Below are 14,405 nucleotides of genomic sequence, written 5' to 3' on the forward strand. Positions count from 1 at the left end.
CCGGTCATCCCGGCAATGCAGCCGTCCCATCGCGCGCCATTATCTCGATCGCCAAGCTCCGATATTTCTCGGCTCCCGCCGACTTGCCCTCGTATTCGAGTACTGACAGGCCGTGGCTCGGACTTTCCGACAGACGCACGCTGCGCGGAATGACGCTGGCGAAAACCTTGTCGGGAAAATGCCGTCGCACCTCACCCGCAATCTCATGTGAGAGCCGGTTGCGCGGATCAAACATGGTGAGCACCAGCCCTTCGATCTCGAGCGACGGCCTGAGCGCGTTCTTGACTTTGCGGATAGTCGCCAGCAGCGAGCTGAGGCCCTCAAGGGCATAGTACTCACACTGCATCGGAACCAGCACCGTGTCGGCGGCCACCAGCGCATTGAGCGTGAGAATCCCGAGCGACGGTGGGGTATCGATTAGAACATAGTTATATTCTAGTACTAACGAATTCAGGAGCGTGTGCAGCCGCTGCTCGCGCCCTTCCATGGTCGCCAGCTCGATCTCGGCACCGACCAGATCGCCGCCACCGGCCGCCAAAAACAAGCCGGCCCGTACTTCGCGAACGATTTCGTGAAAGGGAACCCCAACCACCAGTGCATCGTAGACCGTCTTTGAATGGACGGCGCGCTGTTCCCCGTTCCTAACGATCGTTAGGCCCGAGGTGGCGTTGCCCTGCGGATCGAGATCGATGAGGAGAACCCGGCGCCCCGCCGCCGCCAGCGCGACCGCGAGATTGACCGCGGTAGTAGTCTTACCGACGCCGCCCTTCTGATTGGCTATTGCGATGACCCGCCCCACACCAACCAACACCTCATCAGCGTCTCTGGGAAGACGCGTACGTTTCACGTGAAACGCTGCTAACCCTTGATATTAAACTCCGCGCGAGGACAGAAATCAAAGTGGTGCGGAGATTTCTGTACACAGACTGCAAAATTTAATTAACCGGTCTCGGAGGAAGGAACGCGGGAGGGACGACGGCGCCCTCGCCTAAAGGGATTTGCGTTGGACGGTCACTAGAGAGCGGCGCACTGCTTTGGCTCCACGACGCAGGACATAGTCGTGCCGCGCCAGGTAGCACGGTCCCGCAGTGAGAACGCGGTCCACGCTTACCATCTGCTCGCGACCGAGCCAAAGGATCGCACACCCGTGCGGGCCTAACGCCCGCGCGATGATCTCGAGGCCGGCCTCCCCGACGGCCCGCGCGGTGATTGCGTCGAATCCGGCGTCGACCGTTTTGGCGGACAGACGGCTTGCCGTTACCTTTACGTTGGTGAGGCCCATCGCGGCCGCCGCTATCGAAAGGAACGTTGCACGCTTGCGCCGAGCCTCGGCCAGGGTAAACTCGCCCGCCAAGGCCGCCGCCAAGATCAGTCCCGGAAAGCCCGCTCCACTGCCGAGATCGAGCACTCGCGCCCCGTCGCACAAGGGGCTGGGGCAGAGATTCAGAGTAAGCGGCGCGAGGCTGTCGACGACGTGGAATGCGACCTCGGCCGGATCCTCGGGATGAGCCGTCAGATTAGTCCGAGCCCCCCAGAGATGCAGCGCGTTTGCAAATTGTTCCATGCGGTCGAGGAAGTCGGTGCCAAGACCGCTTTGCGCGACCTCAGGAGAGTGCTCCAGGATCTGACGTACCTGCGCGGAGAAAGGACTGGACGGCTCGCGACGTTTCACGTGAAACGTGACAGGCGCCGGCAACTCAATCGGCGGTGGCTCGCGCGCCCGCTTTGATATGGACCGCCAAGATCGATACCGCAGCCGGTGTAATTCCGGGCATACGGGCGGCTTGGCCGAGCGAGTGAGGTCGGGATGCTGACAGGCGTTCACGAACCTCGGTAGATAGTCCGCGTACAAGATGAAAATCTACCCAGTCGGGAATGGTTGTCTCCTCCAGGCGCCGAAACCGCGCGATCGCTTCGCCCTGGCGCTGCACATAGCCGTGGTATTTGATATCGATTTCCAGCTCCGCCGCCTCATCGACATCGAGCGGCTCTGTAAGAGACGTCATCTGAAGTACGTCACCATAGGACAACTCCGGACGCTTCAGCATCTCGAGCGCCCGCATGGATTGAGAAATCGATGACGACTCGCGCTCGGCCAGCTGGGCGTTCACGGTTTCGCTCGCGGGAATCAGCGTGGCGCGCAGACGCGCGATTTCGGCAGCAACCCGGGTTGTCTTGCTTCGAACTCGTTCGCCGGCTCGGGCATCGAGCAAACCAAGTCGTTCGCCAATCGGCGCAAGCCGGCGGTCGGCGTTGTCCTCGCGCAGAATGAGCCGATATTCCGCCCGCGAGGTGAACATCCGGTACGGCTCGCCGCCGATTCCTCGTGTGACCAGGTCGTCGATCATCACGCCGATGTATGCCTCATCGCGGCGTAGAATCAACGCGGGTTCGCTCCGCACCTGAAGAGCGGCGTTGATGCCGGCGATCAAACCCTGCGCGCCCGCCTCCTCATAGCCTGTGGTTCCGTTTAGCTGACCTGCGAAGAAGAGCCCGCGAACCAGGCGAGTTTCCAGACTCGGAAGGAGCTGCGTCGGGTCCGAAAAATCGTATTCAATCGCATAGCCAGGCCGCATGATCTCTGCCCGCTCGAGTCCCTGGATGGACCGCACCATCGCGACTTGGACGTCGAGCGGCAGACTCGTTGAGAGTCCGTTGGGGTAAACCTCAACGGTGTCGCGCCCTTCCGGTTCAAGGAAAATCTGATGGCTCGCTTTGTCGCTAAAGCGCATCACTTTGTCTTCCACGGAGGGACAGTATCGCGGTCCGCGGCTTTGAATCACCCCGGAATAGATGGGCGAGCGATCGATGCCGCCGCGAATGATCTCATGGGTACGTTGGTTGGTATGTGTGAGATGACACGGTATCTGGGACTGTGAGATTTGTTTGGTGCGAAACGAAAACGCGGGCGGCGGTTCGTCACCCTTCTGCACTTCCAGTTCGCTGTAGTCGATGGTTCGCGAATCAAGGCGTGGGCAGGTCCCGGTCTTGAGTCGCCCGATGCGAAAGCCTAGTTTCGTTAAATCTTCGCTTAGACCCATGGCGGCGAAGTCACCCGCGCGGCCCGCCGCATAGTTCTTGAGCCCGATATGGACCAGACCCTTAAGAAATGTTCCGGTCGTCAGGATCACGGTCCGCGCTTCGAAAATTTCCCCGATTTGGGTTTCAACCCCGCAGACGCACCCGTTCTCGACGATGACGCGCTCGACGCTGCCCTGACGCATCGCCAGGTTCCCGGTAGTCTCAAGCACGCGCTTGCTGCGCGAACGATATGCAGCCTTGTCGGCCTGTGCCCGGCGAGCGCGAACCGCGGGCCCTTTGCGCGTGTTAAGAAACCGAAACTGAATTCCAGTCTCATCAATCGCCAGGCCCATCTCACCGCCAAGCGCATCCATCTCGCGCACCAGGTGGCCCTTGCCGATGCCCCCGATCGCGGGATTGCAGGACATCTGTCCGACGTGGTCGAGATTGAGCGTCAGCATCAGAGTCTTGGCGCCCATTCGCGCCGCGGCGAGCGAGGCCTCGATTCCGGCGTGCCCGGCGCCGACCACGATAACGTCGTACTTCATGGCTGAGAGCGAGATTATCGCGCCGGGAAAGGGTGAAGCAAAGCAGGGGAAACTTAACCACCCAAATGTCTGTAGATCCCACTTCTGCCGTCTGGGTGGCTGATCCGTTCGGGGGCGATGTATCGCTCCGACGCTCAGCTACTTTCCGATACAGAAATCGCTGAAAATCCTGTCGAGCACGTCTTCGTTGCTGACCTCGCCGGTGATCGCACCGAGCGCATCGGCGGCGGAAGCGATGTCGACCGCGACGATCTCCGGTGGCATCGCACGCAGCGCACTTTCGCGGCCGGCCTTAAGCGCGCGCAGCGCCTGCGCGAGGGCATCGCGATGGCGTCCGCGAGAAATCGCAATCTCGCTTTCGGCGCCCGGACCCGCCAGCGCATCGATGGTGCTCGCAAGCTCCTGGCGGAGCCGCTCCAAACCATCGGCGGTGAGCGCGGACATTGCCAGCGTCGGCATCGAGAGGCCGGCCGCGTGTAATGCTGAAATACTGAAGAGCACCGGCAGGTCGCTTTTGTTCAGCACCGCTACGCCGCAGCGATGGTCACATAACGCGACGATTGCAGCATCGTCGCAATCAAGCGCGCGCGACGAATCGAACACCGCGATCAGCAGGTCGGCTTCCGCGACCGATCGGCGAGTGCGTTCGATTCCGAGCCGCTCCACCTCGTCGCCGCCTTCGCGCAGGCCGGCGGTGTCGAGAATGGTAAGCGGCATGGGCCCCAGCTGGATGGTGTCTTCGATCACGTCGCGGGTGGTGCCGGGAATCTCGGTCACAATCGCCCGATCGGTGCCGAGGAGAAGATTGAGCAGGCTCGACTTGCCGACATTGGGCTTACCGATAATTGCGGCGCGCGCACCGTCTCGCGCCAGGCGCCCGCGTGCGAAGCTATCGTGCAGAATTGCGACATCGCCGATGATCTGCTCGATCTCGCCAGCGAGTTGGCGGCGCGAGGGCAGCCGGATGTCCTCGTCGGAGAAATCGATCTCAGCCTCGAGATGGGCGCGGATGCCAACGACTTTCTCCCTGAGTCCGCGGACCTTTTGCGCAAGCGCGCCGGAGAGCAGCGCGAGTGCCTGCCGCAGCCCCGCCTCTCCACGCGCATTGACGAGGTCATCGACCGCCTCGGCCTCGGTAAGGTCCATCCGGCCATTTAAGAATCCGCGACGAGTGAACTCGCCGGGTTCGGCCAGGCGGGCTCCGCGCGAGACTACTAGACTCACAATCCGCCGCACCAGGAAGGGACCGCCGTGAATCTGAAGCTCGGCGACATCTTCGCCGGTAAGGCTCGCCGGCGCATGCATGAAGAAGGCAAGCGCGCGGTCCAGCAGCGCGCCACTGTCCGGATCGATCACATGACCGAAATAAACCCGCCGCGGTTTGAGAGCGGCGTGATGCGACGGCTTCCAGATAGCCCGCAGGATTGCGAGCGCAAGCGGCCCGGAAAGTCGGATGATTGCTACCGCACCCGCTCCAGGAGCAGTCGCGGGCGCCACGATCGTATCGCGGATATACATTCCCGGCTGCTTAACCGCCACCGGTCAGAGGTTCAACCGCTAGTGAGCCGCTGGCCGTCCTCACAATGGAAACCAATTGGTTGTGATGCCTCGCTGCGGATTCCAGGCTTCTAAGCGGATGCGAAGAGTTCATCGCGGCCGCAGCAGCCGCCGTAATTTCACAGAACGTTCAGGTTGCCCGTATGGCGGTGGTTTGCGAGCACTTTGCGCACCGCGCGCCGAACACGGTCGTCTGGGTCCTGATAGAGACTCTCCAGCACCCGCACAATTTCCCCATGATAGAGAACCGGCGATCCATCGCAAAGCACATGTACCGTCCAGCGACGAACCGCAGCATCGGGGTCGGCGGCCATCTCCAGAACCCGTTTCCAGACTTCAGAAACTTTGGTTTTCAGTTCGCATGGGCAGAGCGCGTGGAGTGCTTTGCGGCGCTCCCGCGGGTCAGGACTATGAGTGAGTTCAAGCCAGTCCGGAATATCGCTCTTGCCAGTTCGCACGACCTACAAGTTGCTCTTTCGCGACCGAGGCCGCACCATCGGTCCCTCGGGCAGTCAACCGAAGCCACCACACAGAATACCGTGTTTGGTCCCCGGGTGGCAGACTCGGGCCAAATCGTCGCCACTTTGGCCGCGGCTCCGCGCCGCCGAGGCGTGCGAGATTCGCTCAATGAGCCCTGTTAAGCAAACGGCCCAGGTGCTGCACGAGTCCCTTGCCCGAATCCTGTCAGTGTGGTTCGATCGCGGCTATCTCTCAAGGGAAATTCTGAAGTAAAATCGCGCTTTTAGAACCTAACTCCCCGAGGCCACGGCCCGGGCAGGATAAAATTGGCCCCTGATGAAAAGGACCTACCAGCCTCACAATCGTCGACGAAAACGCACCCACGGGTTCATGGCTCGCATGGCGACGCCCGGTGGACGCAAGATTCTGAAACGCCGCCGCGCCAAGGGACGCAAACGGCTGAGCATCTCAATCCCGCAGAAACAGCCAGGGTAGCTCGGCACCGCTCGCCACAGGGCTTCAGCAAAACCAACCGGTTGCATCGAAGCGCCGAGTTCCTGCGCCTCCAACGCAAGGGCATCCGCGCTCAAAGCAAACACTTCGTGCTCTACGCGGGAAGGTTGGGAGACGAAGCCGAACGGCGGCTGGGAATCACCGTGTCGCGCCGAATAGGTAACGCTAGCGTGAGAAACCGACTGAAGCGCCGGGTCCGGGAATGCTTTCGCACCAAACTGCGCATGGCGATTCCGGAAGGGGTCGCCACGGTGATCGTTGCACTCTCTGGAGCGGGCGTGCTCGACACATCGGCTATCAATTACGAGCTTGCGGCTGCTACCTTGAGTGTCGTCAAGCGCCTCGAGGCGGGTGATGGGTGACCGTCGCATGCCAGCGAACCTTACCCCGCACCCCTTCTCCGAATCGGAAGTGGAACCAAACTCAAAAGGGAAATTCTTTCAAGGCTTACTCTCCAGTTCCCGCACGGGATGGGCGCTTAGAGGCTGGTTTGCGCCTCTGCCGAGGGAGCGGAAGGGACCACAGCGCGGACTTGCGCTACTGGCGCTCGGATCGCTCTGGCTTTACCGCTTCACTCTTTCGCCGCTGCTTCACGCTCTTTTCGGTCCTTCGTGCCGGTTTGAGCCTTCCTGTTCCCGGTTTGCAACCGATGCGATCCGTGAACACGGACTAGGTCGCGGGGCAGCAATGACTATTAAGCAGCTTGCGCGATGCCATCCGTTGGGTGGCCATGGCTACGACACTGTTCCGGCGACGGGGCACAGTAGGAAGAGATAATTTTGGATACCAGCCGCCTAATTCTCGCCGTAGTCCTGTCGTTGGGGCTTATCTTTATCTACCAGGAGCTGGTCTTGAAGCGGATCAGTCCGCCCCCTGGCCCGCAGGAGCAGTTGGCGCAACAGCGCGCAACTGAGGTCATCCCCACCTCCCCTTCGACGGCAGCGACCATCGAGCAAAACGCCGCGCAGCCGTTGTCCGCGTCGATTTCGGGTATCACCTCGCTTCAGCCCGCCGGGCCCCCGGTGCCCGAACGGCTCGTCACCATCGAGACTGATCAGTACGTCGCTCAAATCACGAGCCGCGGCGGGCGGATCAAGAGCTTTCGGCTGAAGCACTACCTGGAGACCGCTTCGCCGGACAGCGGATGGTTCGAGTTGGTCCCTCAGACGGGTGAGTACGTGCTGCCGCTGGGTGCCATCCTTGCGCGCGGGGACCAGGTGCTGACCGATTCCGCGCTGGACTACTCCATTTCGCCGTCGCAGGGCGTCCGCATCGCGGCGGACGAAGGTACCAAGCTGGTTCTAAACGCGCAGGCAGCGGACGGGACCACCATCGAGAAGACGCTCCTTTTTCACGGCGACTCTTACGCTTTTACGACCGATCTGAAGGTTTCCGGTGGCCCGAAAAACGACGCGATCGGGCTTGCGTTGAGCCAACCCCTCAACCCACACGCCGGGTACTATGATATTCCGGAGTTGCAGGCATACGTGACCGGGAAGGCGATAACGGAAGCCGAAAAAGCCTTGCGCAAAGGGGTCGCCCCCGTAACCGGCAACATCACCTACGCCGGATTCGGCGATCGTTACTTTCTCAGCGCCTATCTGCCCGCGACTTCGAGCGCGGGGACCCTGATGATGACTTTTGCCAACGAGCAGGCGCTCGCGCGGATGCTGTTTTCGGGAAACGATCGGCTGAGCGCCCGGGTTTACATGGGTCCCAAGCTGCTGGAGGCTCTAGAAGCCGTCGACCCCGCATTGGAGAAGTCCATCAACTTCGGTTGGAGCGGCTTGCTCGCGATTATCTTTTTGCGCGCGCTCAAGCTCTTTCATCAAATCGTCCCCAACTACGGCTGGGCCATTATCCTGGTGACTGTGATGTTGCGGCTGCTGATGTTGCCGATCTCCATCAAGAGTCAGCGGTCGATGATGAAGATGCAGCGGCTGCAGCCGCAGATGGAACGGATGCGCGAGCGTTTCAAGGACGACCAGGAGCGCTTACAGCGCGAAATGGTGGATCTCTACAAGCGCAACCACGTGAACCCGGTGGGCGGATGTTTGCCGATGCTGCTGCAACTACCGATCTTTATCGGCCTCTACGAAGCCCTCCTGAATTCGGTGGAGCTGCGTCACGCGCCGTTCATCTGGTGGATCAAGGACCTCTCGGCCCCCGATTGCCTGCCGGTGTCGTGGATGCCGCAGATACCGTTCATGCACTGCCATGGGATTCCGGTGCTGGTGCTCGCAATGGGCGCCAGTACCTTCTTTCAGCAGTGGATGACGCCGACCTCGCCGGACCCAAATCAGCAGCGAATGATGATGTTGACGCCCCTGATTTTCACCGTCATGTTCGTCAATTTTCCCGCCGGGCTTTCGCTATACTACTTCGCGTCAAACGTGCTGGGTGTTGTCCAGCAGGTCTTTCTTAACCGGGAATTCAAAAACAGTCCTGTGACCGCATGAGCACCAACGAACCAATCGAAATCGCAGCCACTACCGTAGACGAAGCTATCAAGCAAGCACTCGAACAGCTCGCCGCGCAGGAAGATGACGTGGTGATCGAAGTTCTCGCCACACCTCGCGCCGGAGTGCTTGGACTCGGTGCACGCCAGGCACGCGTACGCGTGACGCGGCGCACCTCGAATGTCGTAACCTCGGGAGTTCAGTCGCCGCCGCCGGCTCCTGCCGTCGATCGCCATCCGCGTGAGCCTGCTGCCGCTGAGGCGCACGACGGCGAAGAGCGTCCTCAGGCGCAACGCGAAGCCGTGGACCTCGACCAGCTGGCGCAGGAGGCGCGTGAGGTCCTCAGCAAGGTCCTCCAGTTAATGGACGAGCGGGCCGAGGTGCTCCGGACCCAAGGTGATCCCGAGTCAGTCGAGCTTGAGATCAAGGGCGATGGGTCCGGGATTCTAATCGGCCGCCACGGCCAGACCCTCGACGCGCTCGAATACCTAGTCAATCGAATCGTGGCACGGCGAATTCGCGACGCCGCTCCGGTGGTGCTGGAGACCGAATCCTACCGGGCCCGCCGCCGCCAGCAGTTGCATCGCATGGCGCTCTCGATGGGCGAGCGGGCCAAGCGAGATCATCGACCGATGACGCTGGACCCGATGCCGCCGCGAGATCGGCGGGTGGTGCATCTGGCGCTGAAAGACGATCCGATGCTGACCACCCGATCGAGCGGTGACGGGTTTCTGCGCTCGATCGAGATTGTGCCGGCCGGCGGTGGCCAGCGCCGGGAACGCGAACGCGGCGGTGGCGGTGGAGGCGGCGAAAGTCGCGGACGGAGGCAGGAACGCCCCGAACCCCCGGAACCAATCGGCGAGCAGGGTGGCTTCAAGCACGGTCAGAAGCGCATTGTGTGAGGTGCTTCGTCGGTTTCGCAACTCGCTCTGCTACTAACCGGACGCGAGATAGGCGAGGCAATATTCCAGGCTGAACTGGTCAACCGCGCGCTGAGTGTCGACGCCTTCCTTTGGCGTGAACGATGCGCCGCGTCTGCCCGTTATCATTCGAGGTTCGCACTCGCCCTTATGCGCAAAACCTGATGCCTCGCTCTCTTTGAGTGACAACGGACTGACACAACCCAGGATCGTCGGCCCACAGGCGCACAGCTGTCCGAACGAGGGAATTCGTTCCCCGACCGCGGAGCGAAACTTTCGCGGGGATGGTTTTCGCCGCGCTGCGGTTCTCCTGGCCGAGACTAGCGCCCGTCATCACCTCCAGGATGCAGCACCGCCTGATAAGAAAAACCGGCGCGACCCTTTCGGACCGTGCCGGTTTTTTGCTTAGCGATGAGCTTTGCGTCGTCTAGCGGATCGCGGACCGGACGAGAGCATCGGTGGTAAAGAAACTCTTGTCGACCGCGCCCATGTTGATGTACCAGCACTCGCGCTCCGGCGTCTCGATGCCCGGCAGATAGCACATCGTCGCCTGTCCCGACTGCACGTCGGTCGATACCGCACCAACCACGAACAGCCGCTTGAACGGATAGATCGCCACGCGCGCATCCGGCACCGGACGATCGCGATACGCTACCCAGTAGATGTGGCTGCGGAAGAGCCGGCCACTGCGATCGTAGGTGTCGATGTACGGGTTGAACCAGACTTCCGAGTCCTCGTACAGAACGGTGCGGGAATCGATCGGGTTGATCTTACCGGGGCGAGGGGTCGCCTCGACCACGTACATGTGGCGCATCTCCCAATTTTCCGGGCACGCGCTCGCACCACCGTCCGTCGCACAGCGGACTTCGGGCGAATGCTCCGCGTGAACCGTCGCGAGCATGTTCTTCTCGCCGAGCAGCTTGTAGTTGTACTCTTCGGTCTTCGCGTTGAACCCCGAGTAGTGATCCGGATCCCACGAGAACGCGGCGGTCCCCGAGGTGGACGCCGAACTCAGGATTGATTCGTCGACGCGACGAACGCGACGGCTGCCAGAGCCGATGCTCCAGGTGTCATCACCGCGGTTTCCACCGTCATAGCGCCAGCGGATAAAGCCGACGCCACGAATTTCCATCGGCGCCAGCACCGGGTACAGGCCGAAGATCCACAGCCGCTTGGTCATTTTGTAGTCGGGATCGATCGGCATCGGCTCGACTTCGGTGCGGCCCACCAGGTCGTAGCCCATGTAGTGACCAATCTGGAAGTATTCGATCTGCTGTTGCTGCGCGCCTTTGGCCTGGTACTCGGTATCGCAGTCGTAGAAACGCAGATCGTAGTCGTCTGAATAGAAGGGCTTGTACACCAGGTTCCACACGACCTTGGTTCCAGCGTACGGGTCGTTTGGATCGATCAATGGGAACGGCTGTCCCGCCACGTACCCCACCAGGCTGCGGTGATCGTCCGTAAGCCTGACCTGGCCAGAATACTTTTCGGTTGCATCCTTGTAGGGCGGGGGCCAGTCGACGCGCTCGGTCGGGACGATCTTCATGCTCATCCCGTGCTCGACCTTGTAATAGACGCCGGGCGACAGCAGGTCTTGGACCTTGGTCGCGTTGGCCGGGGTGATGAAATCTCCCGGCCTTACTTCTGCATAACTCCTCGGACTAAAGACTAGCAGTGTTAATGTCGCCAGAACTCCGACCGTTCCGGCACTCAACCAACTACGCGCGCTCCTGTGCATACGCAGCCTCCTCTAGGCAATTTGCGGCTTAAAACCGCGGCATTCGGTTCCCCAAGCGTGCGCTATTATTAGTCCCGAAAACCTTCCGGCGTCAACACACTAATATTGACCGCGTCGTTTCCTAATTTCGGTGCGTACCTACGCGATAATGAATGAGAAGTTTTCTAATATCGGAAGAAGTATGTCTTCGCTATACAGCAGGCGGGACTAATGGACAGTTCTTCACGGCGAGTCCGGAACGCGATTCGGACATGAGCGGTGGCGCAGTGGTGCAACTCAAGGGGTGCGCCAGTGCGGTTTTTAGCGCCGCGGGCTTACCGCGATTTTGACTGGCGCGGTGCAAGGAGACCGCGCCAGTCACCCCCAGGATTCAGGACCTCAGCGAATTGCGGCCCGAACCAGAGCGTCGGTGGTAAAGAAGCTCTTGTCGACCGCGCCCATGTTGATGTACCAACACTCGCGCTCCGGGGTCTCCAAGCCCGGCAACCAGGCCATTGTGGCCTGACCCGACTGCACGTCAGTTGAGACTGCGGCTACAACGAAGAGCCGCTTGAACGGATAGATCGCGACTTTCGCGTCCGGCACCGGGCGATCGCGATACGCTACCCAGTAGATGTGCGAGCGGAAGAGTCGACCCTGACGATCGTAGGTGTCAATGTACGGGTTGAACCAGACTTCCGAGTCCTCGTACAGAATGGTGCGGGAATCGATCGCGTTGATCTTACCCGGACGAGGTACTGCCTCGACCACGTACATGTGGCGCATCTCCCAAGCTTCCGGACACGCGCTCGCACCACCATCCGTTGCACAGCGGACTTCGGGCGAATGCTCCGCGTGAACCGTCGCGAGCATGTTCTTCTCACCGAGCATTCTGTAGTTGTACTCTTCTGTCTTCGCGTTGAATCCCGAATAGTGATCCGGATCCCACGAAAACGCGGCGGTCCCCGCGGTGAACGCCGAGCTCAGGCTTGATTCGTCGAGACGACGAACGCGACGGCTGCCGGAGGCTATGCCCCAGGTGTCATCGCCTCGGTTTGCGCCCGCATACCGCCAGCGGATGAACCCGACTCCGCGAATTTCCATCGGAGCGAGCACCGGATACAAGCCGAAGATCCAGAGGCGGTTGGTCATCTTGAAATCCGGATCGATCGGCATAGGCTCGACCTCGGTGCGGCCCACCAGGTCGTAGCCCATGTAGTGACCGATCTGGAAATATTCGATTTGTCCCTTCTGCGGGCCTTCGGCCTGATACTCGGTGTCAGCGTCGTAAAAGCGCAAGTCGTAGTCGTCGGAGTAAAACGGCTTGTAGACCAGGTTCCATACGATCTTCGTTCCGGCGTAGGGGTCATTCGGATCGATCAACGGGAAAGGTTGTCCCGCAACGTAACCCACCAGGCTGCGATGATCGTCGGTCAGCCGTACCTGACCTGAGTACTTTTCCGTTGCATCCTTATACGGCGGGGGCCAGTCGATACGCTCGGTCGGGACTATCTTCATAGTCATCCCGCGCTCGACCTTGTAGTAAACGCCAGGCGATAGCAGATCCTGGACCTTTGTTGCATTAGCCTTGGTGATGAAGTCCCCCGGCTTCACCTCTGCCGAACTCCTTAGGCTCGTGGCGAGAACCATTAGCATCGCAACGCTTACGATGGATGCGATTTTAGACCACTCCAAAAATCTGGGTGTGCGCATACGCGGCCTCCTGTCGAGCTTTTGGTGGCTGGGCTTGCCTCAGCCTTCCCCGAAATGGGACATTTAGTCCGCTCCGACCGAAAGATCAAACGCTAATATTGACCGCGTGGTTTCCTAATGAATGTATGAATTCAACTCAGTACTGAACGTGTCGTTTTCTTATCGATGGGGAAGTCTAACTTAAGCTCTCCGCATTGGGGGCCCGTGACCTAAAGGTGCGGCATCAAAATGAGGGACAAAAAAGCAGGCACGACCCGCAAGGCCGTGCCTGCTGTGGTTCGTACGCGGATTTTGACAATGTGGCCTGAGAGCCCCACATTGATAATCAGAACAGGTCCACCCTCCCCGAGGTTTGATAGTCCCTTCCTTTGGATCGTAACCGCCCGCCTTTCACTCCATGAGCGTCATTGAGATGCGCGTCTGCCCGTACATTGTGCGATTAGCGTTCCTAAACGCGATCCCGGTTTCGGTTCCTCAACGAATAGCGGCACGCACCAATGCGTCGGTGGTAAAGAAACTCTTGTCGACCGCGCCCATGTTGATGTACCAGCACTCGCGCTCCGGCGTTTCCATGCCTGGCAGATAAGCGACGGTCGCCTGTCCAGACTGAACGTCGGTTGATATTGCGGCCACCACGAACAGCCGCTTGAACGGGTAGATCGCCACGCGGGCGTCAGGAACCGGACGATCGCGGTAGGCCACCCAGTAGATGTGCGTGCGAAAGAGCCGGCCGCCCTGATCGTAGGTGTCGATGTACGGGTTAAACCAGATCTCGGAGTCTTCGTACAGCACGGTGCGCGAGTCGATCGGATGCACAATGCGAGGACGCGGTGTGGCCTCAACGATGTACATATGCCGCATCTCCCATGCCTCCGGACACACACTCGCGCCCCCATCTGTTGCACATCGGACCTCAGGCGAGTGCTCTGCATGGACGGTGGCAAGCATGTTCTTCTCGCCAAGCATTTTGTACTCATACTCTTCTGTCTTCGCATTGAATCCCGAGTAATGATCGGGGTCCCAGGAAAAAGCTGCCGTGCCCGAGGCTGCCGAAGAGCTCAAGATAGACTCGTCGAGGCGGCGAACCCGGCGTGAGCCTGCACCGAGGCTCCAGGTGTCGTCGGCCCGATTGGCACCTGCGTAGCGCCATCGAATGAAGCCAGCGCCCCGAATCTCCATCGGCGCCAGCACTGGATACAAGCCGAAGATCCAGAGGCGGTTTGTGATCTTGAAATCCGGATCGATTGGCAGCGGCTCGACTTCGGTGCGGCCCACGAGGTCGTAACCCATGTAGTGGCCAATCTGAAAGTACGCTACCTGGTCTTTTTGGGGTCCCTTGGCCGTGTATTCTGTATCACCGTCGTAAAAACGCAGGTCATAGTCGTCGGAGTAGAACGGCTTGTAAACCAGGTTCCATACGATCTTGGTGCCGGCATATGGGTCGTTCGGATCGATCAGCGGGAATGGTTGGCCTGCTACATACCCGACCAAGCTTCGA

At 60.3% G+C, this 14,405-nt stretch carries 11 protein-coding genes and 1 pseudogene; 4 read left to right on the top strand and 8 right to left on the bottom strand.

Annotated elements, in window-relative coordinates; all coding sequences use genetic code 11:
• Positions 1-4: 4 nt before the first annotated feature.
• The 5 genes from VGI36_02150 to VGI36_02170 all read right to left on the bottom strand — a co-directional run bounded on the left by VGI36_02150 (position 5) and on the right by VGI36_02170 (position 5,584).
• Positions 5-847: an AAA family ATPase gene (locus tag VGI36_02150; GenBank protein HEY2483916.1), complete on the bottom strand. Its 843-nt coding sequence runs from the start codon at positions 845-847 to the stop codon at positions 5-7.
• A gap of 141 nt (positions 848-988) precedes the next feature.
• Positions 989-1,672, bottom strand: coding sequence for an RsmG family class I SAM-dependent methyltransferase (locus VGI36_02155; GenBank protein HEY2483917.1), 684 nt, complete (start codon positions 1,670-1,672; stop codon positions 989-991).
• Between the two features lie 25 nt (positions 1,673-1,697).
• The gene (mnmG, locus tag VGI36_02160; GenBank protein HEY2483918.1) at positions 1,698-3,569 is read right to left on the bottom strand and encodes a tRNA uridine-5-carboxymethylaminomethyl(34) synthesis enzyme MnmG; all 1,872 of its coding nucleotides are present in this window, start codon (positions 3,567-3,569) and stop codon (positions 1,698-1,700) included.
• Positions 3,570-3,707: 138 nt separating this feature from the next.
• A complete protein-coding gene (gene mnmE, locus VGI36_02165) occupies positions 3,708-5,108 on the bottom strand; it encodes a tRNA uridine-5-carboxymethylaminomethyl(34) synthesis GTPase MnmE (GenBank protein ID HEY2483919.1) in 1,401 nt (466 codons plus the stop codon).
• A 137-nt stretch (positions 5,109-5,245) separates the two neighbouring features.
• Entirely contained in the window at positions 5,246-5,584 is a 339-nt protein-coding gene (locus VGI36_02170; GenBank protein ID HEY2483920.1) for a HEAT repeat domain-containing protein, read from the bottom strand.
• Between the two features lie 337 nt (positions 5,585-5,921).
• On the opposite strand from VGI36_02170, the gene rpmH reads away from it, so the two are divergent.
• The 4 genes and pseudogenes from rpmH to jag all read left to right on the top strand — a co-directional run bounded on the left by rpmH (position 5,922) and on the right by jag (position 9,459).
• Positions 5,922-6,080, top strand: a complete 159-nt coding sequence (gene rpmH, locus VGI36_02175; GenBank protein ID HEY2483921.1) for a 50S ribosomal protein L34 — start codon at positions 5,922-5,924, stop codon at positions 6,078-6,080.
• 35 nt (positions 6,081-6,115) lie between these two features.
• Positions 6,116-6,460, top strand: a pseudogene (rnpA, locus tag VGI36_02180) (ribonuclease P protein component).
• A 417-nt stretch (positions 6,461-6,877) separates the two neighbouring features.
• Positions 6,878-8,557: a membrane protein insertase YidC gene (gene yidC, locus VGI36_02185; GenBank protein HEY2483922.1), complete on the top strand. Its 1,680-nt coding sequence runs from the start codon at positions 6,878-6,880 to the stop codon at positions 8,555-8,557.
• The gene (gene jag, locus VGI36_02190; GenBank protein ID HEY2483923.1) at positions 8,554-9,459 is read left to right on the top strand and encodes an RNA-binding cell elongation regulator Jag/EloR; all 906 of its coding nucleotides are present in this window, start codon (positions 8,554-8,556) and stop codon (positions 9,457-9,459) included. Before yidC ends, jag begins: the two co-directional genes overlap by 4 nt.
• A gap of 445 nt (positions 9,460-9,904) precedes the next feature.
• Here jag and VGI36_02195 read toward each other — a convergent pair whose 3' ends face one another.
• The 3 genes from VGI36_02195 to VGI36_02205 form a co-directional block, all read right to left on the bottom strand.
• Positions 9,905-11,191 (bottom strand): DUF1329 domain-containing protein, encoded by a 1,287-nt coding sequence (locus tag VGI36_02195; protein HEY2483924.1) that lies wholly within the window; start codon positions 11,189-11,191, stop codon positions 9,905-9,907.
• A gap of 402 nt (positions 11,192-11,593) precedes the next feature.
• On the bottom strand, positions 11,594-12,907 hold the full coding sequence (locus VGI36_02200; protein ID HEY2483925.1) for a DUF1329 domain-containing protein: 1,314 nt from the start codon (positions 12,905-12,907) through the stop codon (positions 11,594-11,596).
• 474 nt (positions 12,908-13,381) lie between these two features.
• A partial coding sequence (locus VGI36_02205; GenBank protein HEY2483926.1) for a DUF1329 domain-containing protein occupies positions 13,382-14,405 on the bottom strand: 1,024 nt, incomplete at its 5' end.

The organism is Candidatus Binataceae bacterium (assembly GCA_036495685.1).
Taxonomy (GTDB): Bacteria; Desulfobacterota; Binatia; order Binatales; family Binataceae; genus JAFAHS01.

Excerpts from the sequence above, each read along its gene's own strand:
- mnmG (HEY2483918.1), bottom strand. The coding sequence starts at position 3,569 with ATGAAGTACGACGTTATCGTGGTCGGCGCCGGGCACGCCGGAATCGAG.
- rpmH (HEY2483921.1), top strand. The coding sequence starts at position 5,922 with ATGAAAAGGACCTACCAGCCTCACAATCGTCGACGAAAACGCACCCAC.
- jag (HEY2483923.1), top strand. The coding sequence starts at position 8,554 with ATGAGCACCAACGAACCAATCGAAATCGCAGCCACTACCGTAGACGAA.
- VGI36_02200 (HEY2483925.1), bottom strand. The coding sequence starts at position 12,907 with ATGCGCACACCCAGATTTTTGGAGTGGTCTAAAATCGCATCCATCGTA.